Source organism: Qipengyuania sp. RANM35, from assembly GCF_041021145.2.
Taxonomy (GTDB): Bacteria; Pseudomonadota; Alphaproteobacteria; order Sphingomonadales; family Sphingomonadaceae; genus Qipengyuania; species Qipengyuania soli.
Genome location: NZ_CM196433.1, coordinates 2,340,703 through 2,355,117 on the forward strand (window position 1 = coordinate 2,340,703; position 14,415 = coordinate 2,355,117).

Annotated in this window: 15 protein-coding genes; 6 read left to right on the forward strand and 9 right to left on the reverse strand. The window is 64.3% G+C overall.

Annotated elements, in window-relative coordinates; translation table 11 throughout:
* Nucleotides 1-23 precede the first annotated feature (23 nt).
* The gene (gene trmB / locus RAM60_RS11640; RefSeq protein ID WP_369026629.1) at nucleotides 24-725 is read left to right on the forward strand and encodes a tRNA (guanine(46)-N(7))-methyltransferase TrmB; all 702 of its coding nucleotides are present in this window, start codon (nucleotides 24-26) and stop codon (nucleotides 723-725) included.
* 58 nt (nucleotides 726-783) lie between these two features.
* On the opposite strand, the gene RAM60_RS11645 is transcribed toward trmB, so the two are convergent.
* Nucleotides 784-1,392, reverse strand: coding sequence for an outer membrane protein (locus RAM60_RS11645; RefSeq protein ID WP_200981524.1), 609 nt, complete (start codon nucleotides 1,390-1,392; stop codon nucleotides 784-786).
* 175 nt (nucleotides 1,393-1,567) lie between these two features.
* Here RAM60_RS11645 and RAM60_RS11650 point away from each other — a divergent pair, with 175 nt between their 5' ends.
* Nucleotides 1,568-2,239 carry an SDR family NAD(P)-dependent oxidoreductase gene (locus tag RAM60_RS11650; protein ID WP_200981525.1) on the forward strand — a complete coding sequence of 224 codons (672 nt, stop codon included), beginning with the start codon at nucleotides 1,568-1,570 and terminating at the stop codon, nucleotides 2,237-2,239.
* Here RAM60_RS11650 and RAM60_RS11655 read toward each other — a convergent pair.
* Together RAM60_RS11655 and RAM60_RS11660 are read right to left on the reverse strand one after the other, a co-directional pair.
* On the reverse strand, nucleotides 2,236-3,378 hold the full coding sequence (locus RAM60_RS11655) for an aminotransferase class V-fold PLP-dependent enzyme (RefSeq protein WP_369026628.1): 1,143 nt from the start codon (nucleotides 3,376-3,378) through the stop codon (nucleotides 2,236-2,238). The genes RAM60_RS11650 and RAM60_RS11655 overlap by 4 nt on opposite strands.
* 12 nt (nucleotides 3,379-3,390) lie before the next feature.
* Nucleotides 3,391-5,652, reverse strand: a complete 2,262-nt coding sequence (locus RAM60_RS11660; RefSeq protein WP_369027333.1) for an NADP-dependent malic enzyme — start codon at nucleotides 5,650-5,652, stop codon at nucleotides 3,391-3,393.
* Between the two features lie 112 nt (nucleotides 5,653-5,764).
* Between RAM60_RS11660 and mutS the strand changes: the two genes are divergently transcribed.
* The 3 genes from mutS to RAM60_RS11675 are packed head-to-tail and all read left to right on the forward strand — an operon-like array spanning nucleotide 5,765 to nucleotide 9,240.
* Nucleotides 5,765-8,389 carry a DNA mismatch repair protein MutS gene (gene mutS, locus RAM60_RS11665; RefSeq protein WP_369026627.1) on the forward strand — a complete coding sequence of 875 codons (2,625 nt, stop codon included), beginning with the start codon at nucleotides 5,765-5,767 and terminating at the stop codon, nucleotides 8,387-8,389.
* A 25-nt stretch (nucleotides 8,390-8,414) separates the two neighbouring features.
* A complete protein-coding gene (locus tag RAM60_RS11670) occupies nucleotides 8,415-8,789 on the forward strand; it encodes a hypothetical protein (RefSeq protein ID WP_369026626.1) in 375 nt (124 codons plus the stop codon).
* Between the two features lie 34 nt (nucleotides 8,790-8,823).
* Entirely contained in the window at nucleotides 8,824-9,240 is a 417-nt protein-coding gene (locus RAM60_RS11675; RefSeq protein WP_200981530.1) for a YidH family protein, read from the forward strand.
* A gap of 4 nt (nucleotides 9,241-9,244) precedes the next feature.
* Here RAM60_RS11675 and RAM60_RS11680 read toward each other — a convergent pair whose 3' ends face one another.
* The 5 genes from RAM60_RS11680 to gluQRS are packed head-to-tail and all read right to left on the reverse strand — an operon-like array spanning nucleotide 9,245 to nucleotide 12,195.
* Nucleotides 9,245-9,556, reverse strand: a complete 312-nt coding sequence (locus RAM60_RS11680; protein WP_369026625.1) for a hypothetical protein — start codon at nucleotides 9,554-9,556, stop codon at nucleotides 9,245-9,247.
* A gap of 49 nt (nucleotides 9,557-9,605) precedes the next feature.
* Nucleotides 9,606-10,478: a 3-hydroxyacyl-CoA dehydrogenase family protein gene (locus RAM60_RS11685; RefSeq protein ID WP_369026624.1), complete on the reverse strand. Its 873-nt coding sequence runs from the start codon at nucleotides 10,476-10,478 to the stop codon at nucleotides 9,606-9,608.
* A 60-nt stretch (nucleotides 10,479-10,538) separates the two neighbouring features.
* Nucleotides 10,539-11,108, reverse strand: coding sequence for a cob(I)yrinic acid a,c-diamide adenosyltransferase (locus RAM60_RS11690; RefSeq protein ID WP_369026623.1), 570 nt, complete (start codon nucleotides 11,106-11,108; stop codon nucleotides 10,539-10,541).
* A 13-nt stretch (nucleotides 11,109-11,121) separates the two neighbouring features.
* Nucleotides 11,122-11,352 carry an HIG1 domain-containing protein gene (locus RAM60_RS11695; RefSeq protein ID WP_200981534.1) on the reverse strand — a complete coding sequence of 77 codons (231 nt, stop codon included), beginning with the start codon at nucleotides 11,350-11,352 and terminating at the stop codon, nucleotides 11,122-11,124.
* A gap of 12 nt (nucleotides 11,353-11,364) precedes the next feature.
* Nucleotides 11,365-12,195, reverse strand: coding sequence for a tRNA glutamyl-Q(34) synthetase GluQRS (gene gluQRS / locus RAM60_RS11700; protein WP_369026622.1), 831 nt, complete (start codon nucleotides 12,193-12,195; stop codon nucleotides 11,365-11,367).
* Nucleotides 12,196-12,339: 144 nt separating this feature from the next.
* Between gluQRS and RAM60_RS11705 the strand changes: the two genes are divergently transcribed.
* Nucleotides 12,340-12,948 (forward strand): HNH endonuclease, encoded by a 609-nt coding sequence (locus tag RAM60_RS11705; RefSeq protein ID WP_200981536.1) that lies wholly within the window; start codon nucleotides 12,340-12,342, stop codon nucleotides 12,946-12,948.
* Between the two features lie 37 nt (nucleotides 12,949-12,985).
* On the opposite strand, the gene RAM60_RS11710 is transcribed toward RAM60_RS11705, so the two are convergent.
* A complete protein-coding gene (locus RAM60_RS11710; RefSeq protein ID WP_510639763.1) occupies nucleotides 12,986-14,269 on the reverse strand; it encodes an amidohydrolase family protein in 1,284 nt (427 codons plus the stop codon).
* Between the last annotated feature and the right edge of the window lie 146 nt (nucleotides 14,270-14,415).

The following is a 14,415-nucleotide window of genomic DNA, read 5'->3' on the forward strand; positions in this document are numbered from 1 at the left end:
CTGCCTCGCCTAGCGGGCGCGCCATGTCAGCATTCAAGGAAGGCGATCCGACAACCCTCAACCGGCTCTATGGCCGCAGCCAGGGCAAGCCCCTGCGCGCAGGCCAGCAGGAGCTGGTCGACCGCCTGTTGCCGCAGATCTCGGTTCCGGCAGAAGGGCCGGTGACGTCGGACGTGCTTTTCGGCTTCGACCGTCCGCTTCATTTCGAAATCGGCTTTGGCGGCGGGGAACACATGGCCGAGCGCGCCGACATGCTGCCCGACCACGGCTTCATCGGTGCCGAACCCTTCGTCAACGGCGTCGCTCAGGCATTGGCCCATATCCGCGACCGGACGCTCGCCAATGTCCGTATCCATCATGGTGACGCGCTGGATGTCCTCAAGCGCATCCCCGACGGGGCGCTGACCATGGTCTACCTGCTCCACCCCGATCCCTGGCCCAAGAACAAGCACGCCAAGCGGCGGATGATGAACGACGGCCCGGTGCGGATGATCGCCGACAAGCTGAAGCCCGGCGGCGAGTTCCGCTTCGGCACCGATCATGCGGTTTACCTGCGCCATGCACTGATGGTGATGCGCCGCTTCACCGACGAGTTCGAATGGGTGGTCGAAGGCCGGTCGAGCTGGGAAAACCGCCCCTCGGGCTGGCCCGAAACGCGCTACGAACACAAGGCGCGCACGGTGTACCGCCACGAAGTCTGGTACTTCCGTTTCCGCCGCAAGTAGGCCGCAAACAGGAAGGGCCGCCCCGACGGAGCGGCCCTTCCCTTTTCGGGTACTAGCCTCAGAAGCGCAGGCCGAGCCCGGCGACGATCTGGTCCGTCGAGGCATCGCCGAAATCGGCGTCGGCGACATTCTTGTACTTCGAACGACGGTATTCGATGCGACCTTCGAGCGGTCCGGGCAACTGCACCTGAACGCCGCCGCCGAAGCGCAAGCCGTCGGTGTTGTCCTTGAGGTCGGCGAGCGAGCCTGCCGAAGTGAACGCCTTGGTGTCGAGCGCGGTGTAGCCGACCTTGCCATAGGCCGCGATGCCTGGGGTCAGCGCGAAGCCGGCGCGGGCGCCCACATAGTACTGGCCATTGGCTTCAAGGCCGTCACGCGCGCCACCGAAGCTGGACGGAAACTGGGTCGATCCGGTGCTCGTCGAGATCTCGCCTTCGACGCCCACGAAGGCGCTGCCGAGCGAAAGGTCGTAGCCCGCATTGACGCCGTAGACCGCCGAACTTGCATCGGCCGAGACGCTGCCGTCGCCGGAATCGACATTGAGGCCCTCATAGCCGCCCAGAACGCCGACATAGAGCCCGCCGGGAGCGGTGGTGGCTTCCTGCGCCAAGGCGGGAGCAGCCATGCTGCCGAGTGCGATCGCGACCAGTGTGATTGTCTTCTTCATTGTCAGTCCTTTCGCGTGCTGACTTGTGCACGGAAGGGCTCGATTTCTCCCACCCGCTTGCGCGATGATGAACCGGATGGCGAATCCATGCCGGGGCGCGACGGAGCGACAGAAAAAGCAGAGGAACGGCTCATGACCTGCTACGCCGAGACATTCAGAGCAAAGGGGACCAGAGATGGCTGACGGTACGATCTTCATTCTTGGCGCGTCGCGCGGCATCGGGCTGGGACTGGTCCAGGAATTCCTCGCCCGCGGGTGGAAAGTCGTCGCGAGCGAACGGTCGCATAGCGAGAAGTTGCATGCGCTCGAGGGCAAGGGCGTGCAGATCGTCACTGCCGACGTCACCGATCCCGCCAGCTTCGCCAGCCTCCCCATCGCGGATGGGAGCCTCGATGCAATCATCGTCAATGCCGGAATCACCGGCGCTGCGCACCAGTCGGTGGAAAAGGCGACTGCCGACGAAGTGGCGCATGTCATGATGACCAATTCCTTCGGGCCTGCACGCGCGGCGAAGGCGCTGTTGCCCAAGCTCAAGGACGGCGGCACGCTCGGCTTCATGTCCTCGCTGATGGGCTCGATCGCCGACAGTTCGGGCGGATACGAGCTCTACCGGTCGAGCAAGGCGGCGCTCAACATGCTGGCAAAGGGCATTGCCGAACAGAATGCCGGGCCGCGCGGCATCGAGGTGCTGTCGCTCCACCCGGGCTGGGTGCAGACCGACATGGGAGGCCCCAACGCCACGCTGACCGTCGACGAGAGCGTCAACGGCCTTGCCAATGTCATCGAAGGATCGGGCGGTGGCGGCTTCCGCTACATCGACTATAGCGGCCGCGAACTGCCCTTCTAGCCGAGGCAGGCCCTGAGCGAGCCGATCAGCGCTTCGCGGTCGGCGTCACTGTTGTAGAGGTGTGGAGTAACGCGCAGCGACGCGCCGCGCAGCGATACGAACACGTGGTTGGCGGCGAGTGTCTCGGTCAGCCCGTCGGGCACGCCATCGGGAAATTCCAGCGCCAGGAAATGTGCGGCGCGGTTGCCGACGGGAGCCGCCAATAGGCCCAATTCTCGCGCCTCGGCTGCTATCGCTTCGGTCGAATCCGCCAAGGTTTCAGCGATCGCATCGACACCGAATTCGAGCAGGAAATCGATGGCGGCACCCGCCCCCATCAGCAGCGGCGGGTTCGATTTCTCGCCCATATCGAAGCGCCTCGCCCCCGGCTGGAAATCGTCGCGATAGTCGACCAGCCGCGAGAAATCCTCGGACCCTGCACGATTGATCCAGTTGTGCTCGATCGGCCGTCCCGCATGGTGCTTGGGATCGACATAGAGCATGCCGATGCCATAGGGTCCCATCAGCCACTTGTAGCACGCCGCCACCGCGAAATCGGGCCGGACCGCTGCAAAGTCGATAGGCATCGCGCCGAGAGACTGCGTTAGGTCTAGGACGAGCGCCGCACCCATTGCGCGACATTTCTCGCCCACCGCGACGAGGTCGACCACCCGACCGTCGGCCCAGTGGCAGTTGGGGAGAGCGACGATCCCGGTATCCTCGCCGATCGCGTCGAGCACCGCATCGGTCCAGCTGTCCTGAGACGGGCGGCGCACGTGGACGACCTCTCCCCCGCATGCGCGCGCCAGTTCCTGCCAGGCATAGACGTTGGAGGGGAACTGGTCCGCCAGGGTGACGATCTTCTGACCCTTCGCCAATGACAGGTTGGCGGCTGCGATGGCCAGCGCGTAGCTGGCGGAGGGCACCACGGCGACGCAGTCCGCAGGGACGCCCGCAAGCCTCGCGGCGCGGCTGCGGAAGTCCTCGGTGATCGAAAAGAAGTCGGCCGGGCGGTAATCCCATGGCTGCTGCTTCAGCCGCGCGCCCCGTGCAACGGCCTCGCTCACATCATGCGACAGCGGCGCCATGTAGGCGCAGTTGATGTAATGCACATCGTCGGGGATGGCGAAGCGGTGTCGCTGGGACGGTATCGCGCCCATAGCCGGTACTGCCTAGCCGACGACCCCGGCCGCGGCGAGAACCGCCAGCGTCAGCACGTCGGGCGCAATGGCCGTCATCGGGGCGATCTGCACCGGCTTTTCCATGCCGATCAGCATCGGACCGATGGTCGTCGCCCCGGCCAGTTCGCGCAGCAGCTTGGCCGAGAGATTGGCCGATTGCAGACCGGGCATGATCAGGACGTTGGCCGGACCCGACAGGCGGCTGAAGGGATAGAGCTCCATCACCTTGGGGTTCAGCGCGGCGTCCGGGGCCATTTCGCCTTCGTACTCGAACTCGCACTCCTCGGCATCGAGGATGGCAACGGCATCGCGGATGTTGTCGAGCCACTGTCCCGAAGGATTGCCGAAGGTCGAATAGGACAGGAACGCCACACGCGGCTCGTGGCCCATGCGGCGCGCGACCGCGGCCGTTTCGCGGGCGATATGGGCCAGCTGCTCGGCAGTCGGGCGCTCGTTGATCGTCGTGTCGGCAAGGAAGGTCGTGTGGTTCTTGCCGATCATCAGGTGGATGCCGAAGGAGATCGCACCCGGCGCCGGATCGAGGACGCGAGCCACTTCTCGTGCGGTCTGTGCGAAGGTCCGCGTAAGGCCGGAAATCATGCCATCGCCGTGGCCAAGCGCGACCAGCAGGGCAGCAAAGACGTTGCGTTCCTGGTTGACCATCCGACCCACGTCGCGCTCGGTGTAGCCGCGCCGCTGGAGCCGCTTGTAGAGATAGTCGACCATCGCCGGCACCTTGTCCGACACGGCCGAGTTCTCGATGATCCAGTCGTCCGGATCGTCCACTGCCAGTTCCACCAGCTTCTCGCGCACCTTCTCCGTGCGACCGACCAGGATCGGAGTGCCATAGCCGAAGTCGCGGAACTGGATCGCGGCGCGCAGCACCACGTCCTCTTCTGCCTCGGCGAAGACCATCCGCTTGGGATTGGCCTTGGCGAGCTCGTAGATATTGGTGAGCGCGGCCGTCGTCGGATTGAGGCGCGCCTTCAGCGAATGGCGGTACTCGTCGAAATCGGCGATCGGGGCCTGCGCGACGCCCGAATCCATCGCCGCCTTGGCCACTGCGCTCGAAACCACCTCCATCAGACGAGGATCAAAGGGGGCCGGGATGATGTAGTCCTCGCCGAACTGGTGAGTTACGCCATAGGCAGCCGCCACTTCCTCGGGCACGCGTTCGCGCGCGAGTTCGGCAATGGCGCGGGCGGCGGCAACCTTCATCTCCTCGTTGATTGCGGTCGCCTGCACGTCGAGCGCGCCGCGGAAGATGAAGGGGAAGCCGAGGACATTGTTGACCTGGTTGGGATAGTCCGAACGGCCGGTCGCGATGATCGCGTCGGGACGAACCGCCTTGGCATCCTCCGGCATGATTTCCGGTGTCGGGTTGGCCATGGCGAAGATGATCGGCTTGTCGGCCATCTTCGCGACCCATTCGGGCTTCAATGCCCCTGCGGCGCTGAGACCCAGGAATATGTCCGCGCCGACCAGCGCTTCCTCCAGGCTGCGCGCCTCGGTCGCAACGGCGTGTGCGCTCTTCCACTGGTCGATGCCTTCGCGACCCGGATAGATCGGGCCCGAGCGGTCGCAGACGATGACATTCTCGTGCGGCACGCCGACCGACTTGATCAGCGCGGTACACGCGAGCGCCGAGGCACCCGCCCCGTTCACCACCATGCGCACGTCCTTCAGATCGCGACCGGTCAGGTGGCAGGCGTTGATGAGGCCGGCAGTGGCGATGATGGCAGTGCCATGCTGGTCGTCATGCATGACGGGAATGTTCATCCGCTCGCGCAGGGCCTGCTCGATGATGAAGCATTCCGGTGCGGCAATGTCCTCGAGATTGATGCCGCCGAAACTCGGTTCCATCAGCGCCACGGCTTCGATGAACTTGTCCGGATCCTCGGTGGCGAGCTCGATGTCGATCGAATCGACGTCGGCGAAGCGCTTGAACAGGACAGCCTTGCCTTCCATCACCGGCTTCGACGCCAGCGCACCGAGATTGCCCAGGCCGAGAATGGCGGTGCCGTTGGAAATGACTGCGACGAGGTTCGAACGGGCGGTGTACTTCGCCGCCAGCGACGGGTCGGCAGCGATCGCTTCGACGGGGGCCGCAACGCCGGGCGAGTAGGCCAGGCTCAGGTCGCGCTGGGTCGCCATGGGCTTGCTGGCGATGATCTCGATCTTACCCGGACGGATCGTCTCGTGGTAAAACAGCGCCTCGCGCGTGGTGAAACCGGTCGGCTTTTCGTCGGACATCATATTCCCCGTAGATTCGCCCCCGCCCTAACGCGCTTGGCCAAGGAGCGGTAGGGGAAACCTTGGCCGCGATACTTCCCGAATCGGAACGGCCGCCGCTACGGCTGGAAGGATGTCCGGCCAGCCCACCCCGATGATGCAGCAATATCTCGCCTTGAAGCGCGAGGCGGGCGATGCGTTGCTGTTCTACCGCATGGGCGATTTCTTTGAACTGTTCTTCGACGACGCGAAAGTGGCCTCGGGCGTGCTCGACATCGCGCTCACCAGCCGCGGCGAGCATGGCGGGGAGCCGGTGCCGATGTGCGGTGTGCCGGTACACGCGGCGGAAGGTTACCTCGCGCGGCTGATCAAGGCAGGATGCCGCGTGGCCATTGCCGAACAGACCGAAACGCCCGACGAGGCCAAGGGCAGGGCCAAGCGCGAGGGACTGCCCTCGTCCAAGGTGCTGGTCGCCCGCGACATCGTGCGCTTCGTCACTGCAGGTACCCTCACGGAAGAGGCTCTGCTCGAACCGCGGCGGGCGAACCTGCTGGTCGCAGTGGCACCGGTGCGCGACGGGATCGGGCTTGCAGCGTGCGATATCTCGACCGGCCGGATGGAGCTGGAGCAATGTCGACCCGAGGCGATCGACGCAGCGCTGGCGCGCCTCGGGGCGAGCGAGATGGTGGCCCCCGACGACTGGGAAGACGCGCCTTTCGGCACAATTTCCCGCCCGCGTTCGGATTTCCGCAGTGAAGAGGGCGAGGCGCGGCTGAAGGCGCTCCATGGAATCGCAACGCTCGACGGGCTGGGCGACTTCACCCGCCCGATGCTGGCTGCAGCAGCCGGCCTCGTCGCCTATCTCGACCACGCCGGTCGGGGCAAATTGCCCTTCCTCCTGCCGCCGGTTGCGCGCGGTACTGGTGCGCACCTCGCGATGGATGCCGCGACACGCACCAGTCTCGAAATCCTGCAAGCGCAGGGCGGAGGTCGCGAGGGAAGCCTCATCGCCTGCATCGACCGCTGCGTTACCGGCGCGGGCGCGCGCCAGCTGGCTGAAGACCTCTCCGCGCCGCTCGCAGATGCCAAGGCGATCGAGGCGCGCCTCGCAGCCGTGCACCACTTCCATGCCGATCCGCTCCTGCGCGCCGACCTGCGAGCAATGCTCAGGCAAGCGCCCGATATCGGTCGTGCGCTCGGCCGCATCGTGGCGGGCCGGGGATCGCCCCGTGACCTTGGGCAGATTCGCGACGGCCTGTCCGAGGCGCGGCGGATACGCGATATCCTCCAGTCCAGTCCGGACCTGCCGGAGCTTCTGCGGGGGGCCACGTCAGCGCTGGGCGGCCATGCGGCCCTTGTCGACCACCTCGCCCGTGCGCTCGTTGCTTCCCCCCCGACCGAGCGCCAGCAGGGCGGCTTCATCGCGCCGGGCTACGACCATGCGCTCGATGCCCTGCGCGAAACCAGCGGCAACGCCCGCCGCGCCATTGCCGCGCTGGAAGCGAAGTATCGCGACGAGACCGGCACCCCCTCGCTCAAGATCAAGCACAACAAGGTGCTCGGCTATTTCATCGAAGTGCCTGCCAAGCATGGCGACAAGCTGATGGCACCCGACAGCGGCTTCAGCCATCGCCAGACCATGGCAGGCGCGGTCCGTTTCAACTCGCTCGGCCTGCACGAGGAGGCGAGCCGCATTGCCGAAGCGGGCGGCCATGCCCTGGCCGCCGAGGAAGCGCATTTCGAGGAGCTCGTCGGCGAGATATTCGCAGCGCGCGAAGCCATCGCGGCAACCGCCGCGGCCTTGGCCCGGATCGACGTCAGCGCTGCCCTGGCGGAGCGTGCCGTCGAAGGCGACTGGGCCCGTCCCGAAGTCGTCGACCAGCCTTGCCTTGAGGTTGTCGGTGGGCGCCACCCGGTGGTCGAGCAGGCCCTGGCGCGCGGCGGCGAGCGTTTCGTCGCCAATGACTGCCGACTGGGGAACGACGATCGCCTGTGGCTTATCGGCGGGCCCAACATGGGCGGCAAGTCGACCTTCCTCAGGCAGAACGCGCTGATCGTCCTCCTCGCCCAGGCGGGAAGCTACGTCCCGGCAAGTTCTGCGAGGGTGGGCATTGCGGACCGCCTCTTCAGTCGCGTCGGGGCGTCGGACAATCTCGCCCGTGGCCGTTCGACTTTCATGGTCGAGATGGTCGAGACCGCCGCCATCCTGAGCCAGGCGACAGAGCGCAGTTTCGTCATCCTCGACGAGGTCGGGCGTGGCACTTCGACCTACGATGGCATGGCACTCGCCTGGGCGGTGGTCGAGGCAGTGCACGAACAGTTGAAGTGCCGCTGCCTGTTCGCGACGCACTACCATGAGCTCTCGCGCCTCGCCGAAACCTGCGATGCCCTGAGCCTCCACCATGTTCGTGCACGCGAATGGAAGGGCGATCTCGTGCTGCTCCATGAACTTGCCGGCGGAGCGGCAGACCGCAGCTACGGCCTCGACGTGGCGCGTCTTGCGGGCGTGCCGCAGCCGGTCATCAAGCGCGCCCGCGCCGTCCTCGACAAGCTCGAGAAGGGGCGTGCCGAGACAGGCGGACTGGCGGCGGGGCTTGGCGACCTGCCGCTATTTGCAGTGACGGCGGCGACCGCGGAAGCGAAGGTGGATGGCCTGCGGGAGGCCCTCAGGGAACTCGACCTTGATTCGCTCAGCCCGCGTGAGGCGCTTGAAAAACTCTACCAATTCAAGGCCGAAGCAGACGAAACGAAGGCTTAACCGCGTTCTTCTATAGTCACCGGTCATGGAAGACGGGCTGTTTACCAATCAGGGCAAGAAGCTCCTTTTCGTGGCCATTTTCCTGGTGCTGGTCGCAGCGCTGGTTGGCGGCGAAGAGGACCCGGGCATGATCGCGCAGATCAGCGACCAGGAAGGCACGCAATCCGCGCCGACCGCCAGTGTTGCGAGCGCCAGCACCTATTCCGAGCCCGAAGTAGTCGTACGTGATCCGCGCCCGGTCGAGCGGCCGAGTGCACGTGATACGAGCCTCGAAGACTGGTACGCCGAAGCAGGCCCCTCCGAGCCGGTCGATCCGCAGCCGGTCGATGAAAGCTACCTCATCAATGACACCCAACCCGCCGTCAGTGCCGAGCCGCAAGGCGGGGACTACGAGTTCTGAGGAACCCCCCGCCCCGCTCACCCATTCCTAGGGCATGGCGCAGGCAGATCCCGAAGACGACGACATAGATAAAAGTACCGCCTGGGCGGAATTGCGCACCGATCTCGCCGAAGATCGCAACATCATGGCGATGGAGCGCACTTTTGCCGGATGGATGAGAACCGCATTCGCAGCGATCGGTATCGGTCTGGCATTCAAGGCATTGTTCGGAGCTTTCGATCCGCCTTGGCTTGCAAAGGCCATAGCCACCGTTTTCATCCTGTCGGGAGGTTGGCTGGCGGTAACCGCACAACGTCGCGCCTGCGCCACGCTCGACAGGCTCGACGCGCACCGGTTCGAGGCCATATCGACCCCGAACTTTCGTGTGCTCGCCTATAGCGTGGCGGCGGGGTCGCTGATCCTCACCGCCGGATTATGGATCCTGAACGACGGCTCCCTCCACGCCGGTTGACCGCCTAGCTGTCGTCTTCCTCGAACTCGGCATCATGGCCCTCGCCGTACTTGCCGGCATTGTCGTCCATGTTGGACTCGCCGTCATATGCGCCCATGTCGATCCTGCCGGAACTTTCCATGTCGCGCATGTGGTCGATCACGTCCTGGGTTGTATCACCCATCAGGCCGGATTCGTTGGAACTCTTGATGCTTTCGGTGGGGCTGGACGAGTGATCGCGCTGTGCCTGCTCAGCGACGGTCTGCGCCTGACTGCGCTCGTCGTCTTGCTCGTCATTATGGGTCTCGGGCGGAAGGTTGTTCGGGGGGGTAGTCATCGGGAAATCTCCTTTCCCGATGAACGGCCCCGCCCCGATGCGGGTTCCCTCAGCGGGTCGGCACCGGCATCTCGGACGAATAATCATAGAAGCCGCGACCCGTCTTGCGGCCGAGCCAGCCGGCCTCGACGTACTTCACCAGCAGCGGAGCCGGGCGGTACTTGGCGTCACGGGTGGTCTTGTAGAGCACCATGATGATGTCGAGGCAGGTGTCGAGCCCGACGAAATCGGCCAGCTGCAGCGGCCCCATCGGGTGGTTGAGGCCGAGGCGGCAGCCCTTGTCGATGTCCTCGATCCCCGCGGTCGACTGACCGAGGACGAAGATTGCCTCGTTGATCATCGGCAGGAGGATGCGGTTGACGACGAAGCCCGGCTCGTCCTGCGAGAGGACCACTTCCTTGCCGAGCCCTTCGGCGAAGGCGACCGTCCGGTCTGTGGTGTCCTTGGCAGTGGCAAGTCCGGGGATGACCTCGATCAGGCCCATGACCGGCACCGGATTGAAGAAGTGCAGGCCGATGAACCGCGCCGGATCGGGCGAATAGTTCGCCATGCGGGTGATAGGGATTGAGCTGGTGTTCGACGCCATGATCGCGCCTTGCGAGAGGAACTCGCCGGCCTTCTGGAAGATCGCCTTCTTGATCTCTTCCTTCTCGGTCGCCGCCTCGATGATGAGGTCGGCATCCTTCATCGGCGTGTAGTCGGCCACCGGCGTAATGCGCTTGAGGACGGCTTCCGCTTCGGCGATTTCCATCTTGCCGCGTCCGACGAGCTTGCCGAGCGCCTTGTCGATGCCTGCGTGCGCCTTCTGCGCAACTTCGAGGCTGATGTCGGCGAGCATCACGTCCATGCCGTTGGCGGCAACGGTCTGGGCGATGCCCGAACCCATCTGTCCCGCGCCGATGATGGCGACCGTCTTGCTCATCCAGAAATCCCTTCGCACGTGCAGCAAAGGCGCTGCCCTAGCGAGCGGCGAAGGCGCTGGCTAGCGGTTTGCTCCGGGAATCCACTTTACGTCGTCGGCACCGCCGGCATTGGCAACACGCGCGAGGACGAAGAGGTAGTCCGACAGGCGGTTGATGTAGGCGAGAGCCTGGGGGTTGGTCGGCACATCGGCAGCCATCGCCGTCATGGCGCGTTCCGCACGACGGGCCGAGGCGCGGGCGACGTGGAGGCGCGCGGCAGCTTCCGAGCCGCCCGGTAAGACGAAGCTGGTGAGCGGGGCCAGCCTTTCGTTGGCCGCGTCGATCGCCCGCTCCAGCCACTCGACCTGCGAGGTCACAATCCGGAGCGTCATCTCGGACGGGGCGAAGTCGTCCCCCGGTGTCGCAAGATCGGCGCCGAGGTCGAAAAGGTCGTTCTGGATGCGGTAGAGCGCTTCGGCGTGGTCGCTGCCCTTCAACGCAACAGCGGCAAGGCCCACTACGCTGTTCGCTTCGTCTACCGCGCCGATTGCCTCCATGCGCGATGCGTGTTTCGGGAGGCGCGATCCGTCGACGAGGCCCGTCGTGCCGTCGTCGCCGGTGCGGGTGTAAATCTTGTTGAGCTTGACCACGAGGCGCCGCGCCTCAGTTGGCTATGGCGAGGATGACCGCGACCACGACGATCGCAAGTGCCTGGTACTTGATGCGGTTGAACATCATCCGGTTCTGCAACAGCTGCATCTCGGTGGCGTCCACCTGTTCCCCGCTTTGGAGGTCGATCTTGGTGCTCTTGAGAAAGGCGACGATGCCGCGAACCAGGCTGACGACCACCAGGATCATCAGCACGACGAGGACGATGATGAGGAATGTGTTCATAATGACCCCGATCTAGGTACTGGCGAGCGTAATTCCAGCCGGAAACCGCCCCTGCCGCATTTCCTCTGCCAGCGCCAGCCCGTCCTCGCCGGCACGGCGCCGATCGGCGAGCGAAGGCGAGTGACGGCTCTTCGACAGCTTCTTGCCGCCGGCGTCCATCAACAGGCCGTGGTGGTGCCAGCGCGGCACCGGCAGGCCGAGCAGTTCCTGGAGCAGGCGGTGCACGTTGGTGGCGTAGAAAAGGTCCTGGCCGCGCGTCACCAGCGTCACCCCGTCGGCGGCATCGTCCAGCGTCGCGGCGAGGTGGTAGCTGGCTGGCGAATCCTTGCGCACGATGACGACATCGCCCGCCTCGCGCGGATCGGCGCGCATCCTGCCCGCAAGCTCATCCTCCCACCAGATCTCGCCAACTTCCGCCATGGCCTTGTCGACGTCGAAGCGCAGCGCGAGTGGCTTGCCGATATCGAGTTCGCGGCCCTTGCAGGTGCCGGGATAAACCAGCCCGTCGGGCCCGAGATGCGGTTCGAGCGCCTCGATCTCGGCGCGGGTGCAGGTGCATGGATAGAGCAGGCCGCGTTCGAGCAGGTTGCGCGCTGCAGCATCATAGCTCGCCAGGCGGGTCGATTGCGCCGGAACTTCGTCCCATTCGAGGCCCAGCCATTCGAGGTCGGCACGAAACTCGTCGGCCAGCTCGGCGCGCGAGCGGGTCCCGTCGATATCCTCGATCCTCAGCTGGAAGCGGCCCTGCCCTTCACGCGCCCGGTCATGTGCGACGATGGCCGCGTAGGCATGACCGAGGTGGAGCGAGCCGTTCGGGCTCGGGGCAAACCGTGTGACTGTCATCGGTGCGGACACGGTTGCTTTGAGAGTGAGTCAATAATGTCGCGATTCCCGGGATAAGCCTGTGGAAAGCCTGTCTGTAACAGTCTTGACCCTTTTCCTTGCAAGTGCATTTTTCGAACCAAGAGATCGGGGAGGAACGCCAACGTGTTCAGGGCCGAACTGCTGGAACGGGCCGCGAGGTTCCGAAGTACGCTCGAGGATCCGACGCGCAATCTGCAGTCGTGTCCGTCCCTCGTCCTGAATGCCGATTACACACCGCTATCCTACTATCCCCTGAGCCTGTGGCCGTGGCAGACCGCGATCAAGGCCATCTTCCTCGACCGGGTCGACGTCATCGCGACCTACGACCGCGAAGTCCACTCCCCCTCGCTCGACATGAAGATCCCCAGCGTGATCGCGCTGAAGCAATATGTGAAACCGAGTGAGTTCCCTGCTTTCACCCGCTTCAACGTCTTCCTGCGCGACCGCTTCAGCTGCCAGTTCTGCGGCGACATGCACAACCTCACCTTCGACCACGTGACCCCGCGCCGGCTGGGCGGCAAGACTACTTGGGAAAACATCGCCACCGCCTGCGCACCCTGCAACATGAAGAAGGGCGGGCGGACACCGAAACAGGCGGGGATGCACCTCTACGCCGAGCCGATCCGCCCAACGCACTGGCAGTTGCAGCAGCACGGCAAGATGTTCCCGCCGAACTACCTCCACGAAACCTGGCGCGACTGGCTCTACTGGGACATCGAGCTGGAGGAATAGGAGAATGTCGGGTGGTCACGTGCCACCCGTGCACCGGCTACAATCCGAGGCCGGCAATATCGACGCCCTGTGCCTCGAGAGCTTCCACCAGATTTCGCTGCGTTCTTGCGACATCATGTACCGCCGCGCTCTTGCGTAGCTCGTCGAGCTTCTCGCGATCGAGGTATCGCCCTTTGGCAATGACGGCGGACAGCCGCCTTAACGCCGAAAGATCCATGCTGGGGTCTGCATCCAGAAGCAGGAGGTCCGCCCTCTGCCCTTCTGCGACACGTCCGAAGCGGTCCGTCTCTCCCAGTACCTTGGCTGGATTGAGCGTAGCGGCTCGCAGCGCATCTTGAGGTTGGAGGCCTGCTTCGACAAGCAAGTCGAGTTCCTCGACCAACGAGACGCCGGGAATATTCGTAAAAATGCCGGCATCGCTGCCCGCCACCATCAGCGCACCTTCTTCATGAAGGTACTGCGTCATGGTCTTGAAGAACTCGAAAGCTGCGCGGTTCTGTGGAATATCTTCGTGGGACCATCGATCGTACTCAGCTTGTGATTGAGCGACGAGCAGGGGATTGAGCATCTCGGTCCCGGGTCGCTGGAGGTATGCACCGCCGGTCTCTGCAACCCTAAGTAGGTTGGAAAAGGCAAGAAGCGTCGGATCGACCGGAACTTTCGCATTTGCGATTTTCGCAGCGAGCGTCTTGGCAGCCGACTCATCGTAGCGGTTGCGGAGACCGTGCCAGACAATCGATTCCACGTGTTCGATCGTGACGAAGCCATCGTCGAGGATTTCGTCGAAACCGATCGTGAATGGGCGTGCAGCTGGAGTTCCTGCCATCCGAACCCCCTCAGGCGTATGACCCATGACGGTCATTCCCAATTTGCCGGCCTCGTCCCGGATTGCGTCGTATGCTTCGCGGGTGAGGTTCGAATAGACCTTCAGTCGCCTGAAACCGGCATCGTGCTGCCGCCGCACTGCGCCGCGTGCTTCCTCGGCAGTGGCCACGATCTCATGATTTATCTGCTCATTCGCACCATGACTGTTGAGGATCGGGCCAGTGGTGATCAGCCGAGGGCCAAGAACCTCACCATTTTCGATCCGGTCTGCCAGCGGGAGGTGGAACGGCATTCCCGATGCGTTTCGGACTGTCGTCACGCCATTGGCAAGATAGGCACCGAGCGACGCTTCATCCCAGATGTGGACGTGCATGTCGACGAGCCCTGGCATCACGATGCGCCCCTGGCCATCGATGACCATGAGCCCCTCGTCAGCTATATCTCGGCTCGCAGGGGCTATGCGGGAAACCACGCCATCTTCGATGAGGATCGCCATGTCCCTTTCGATCCGCGGAGTATCCACATCGAGATGAAGGATATCGACATCGCGAAGTAAGTATCGATCAACCGGCCTGGCAGAAGCTTGAGCCGCAAAGGCCATCGCAACCGCAAAGACGAACACTCGAAGTCTACATGCCTTCG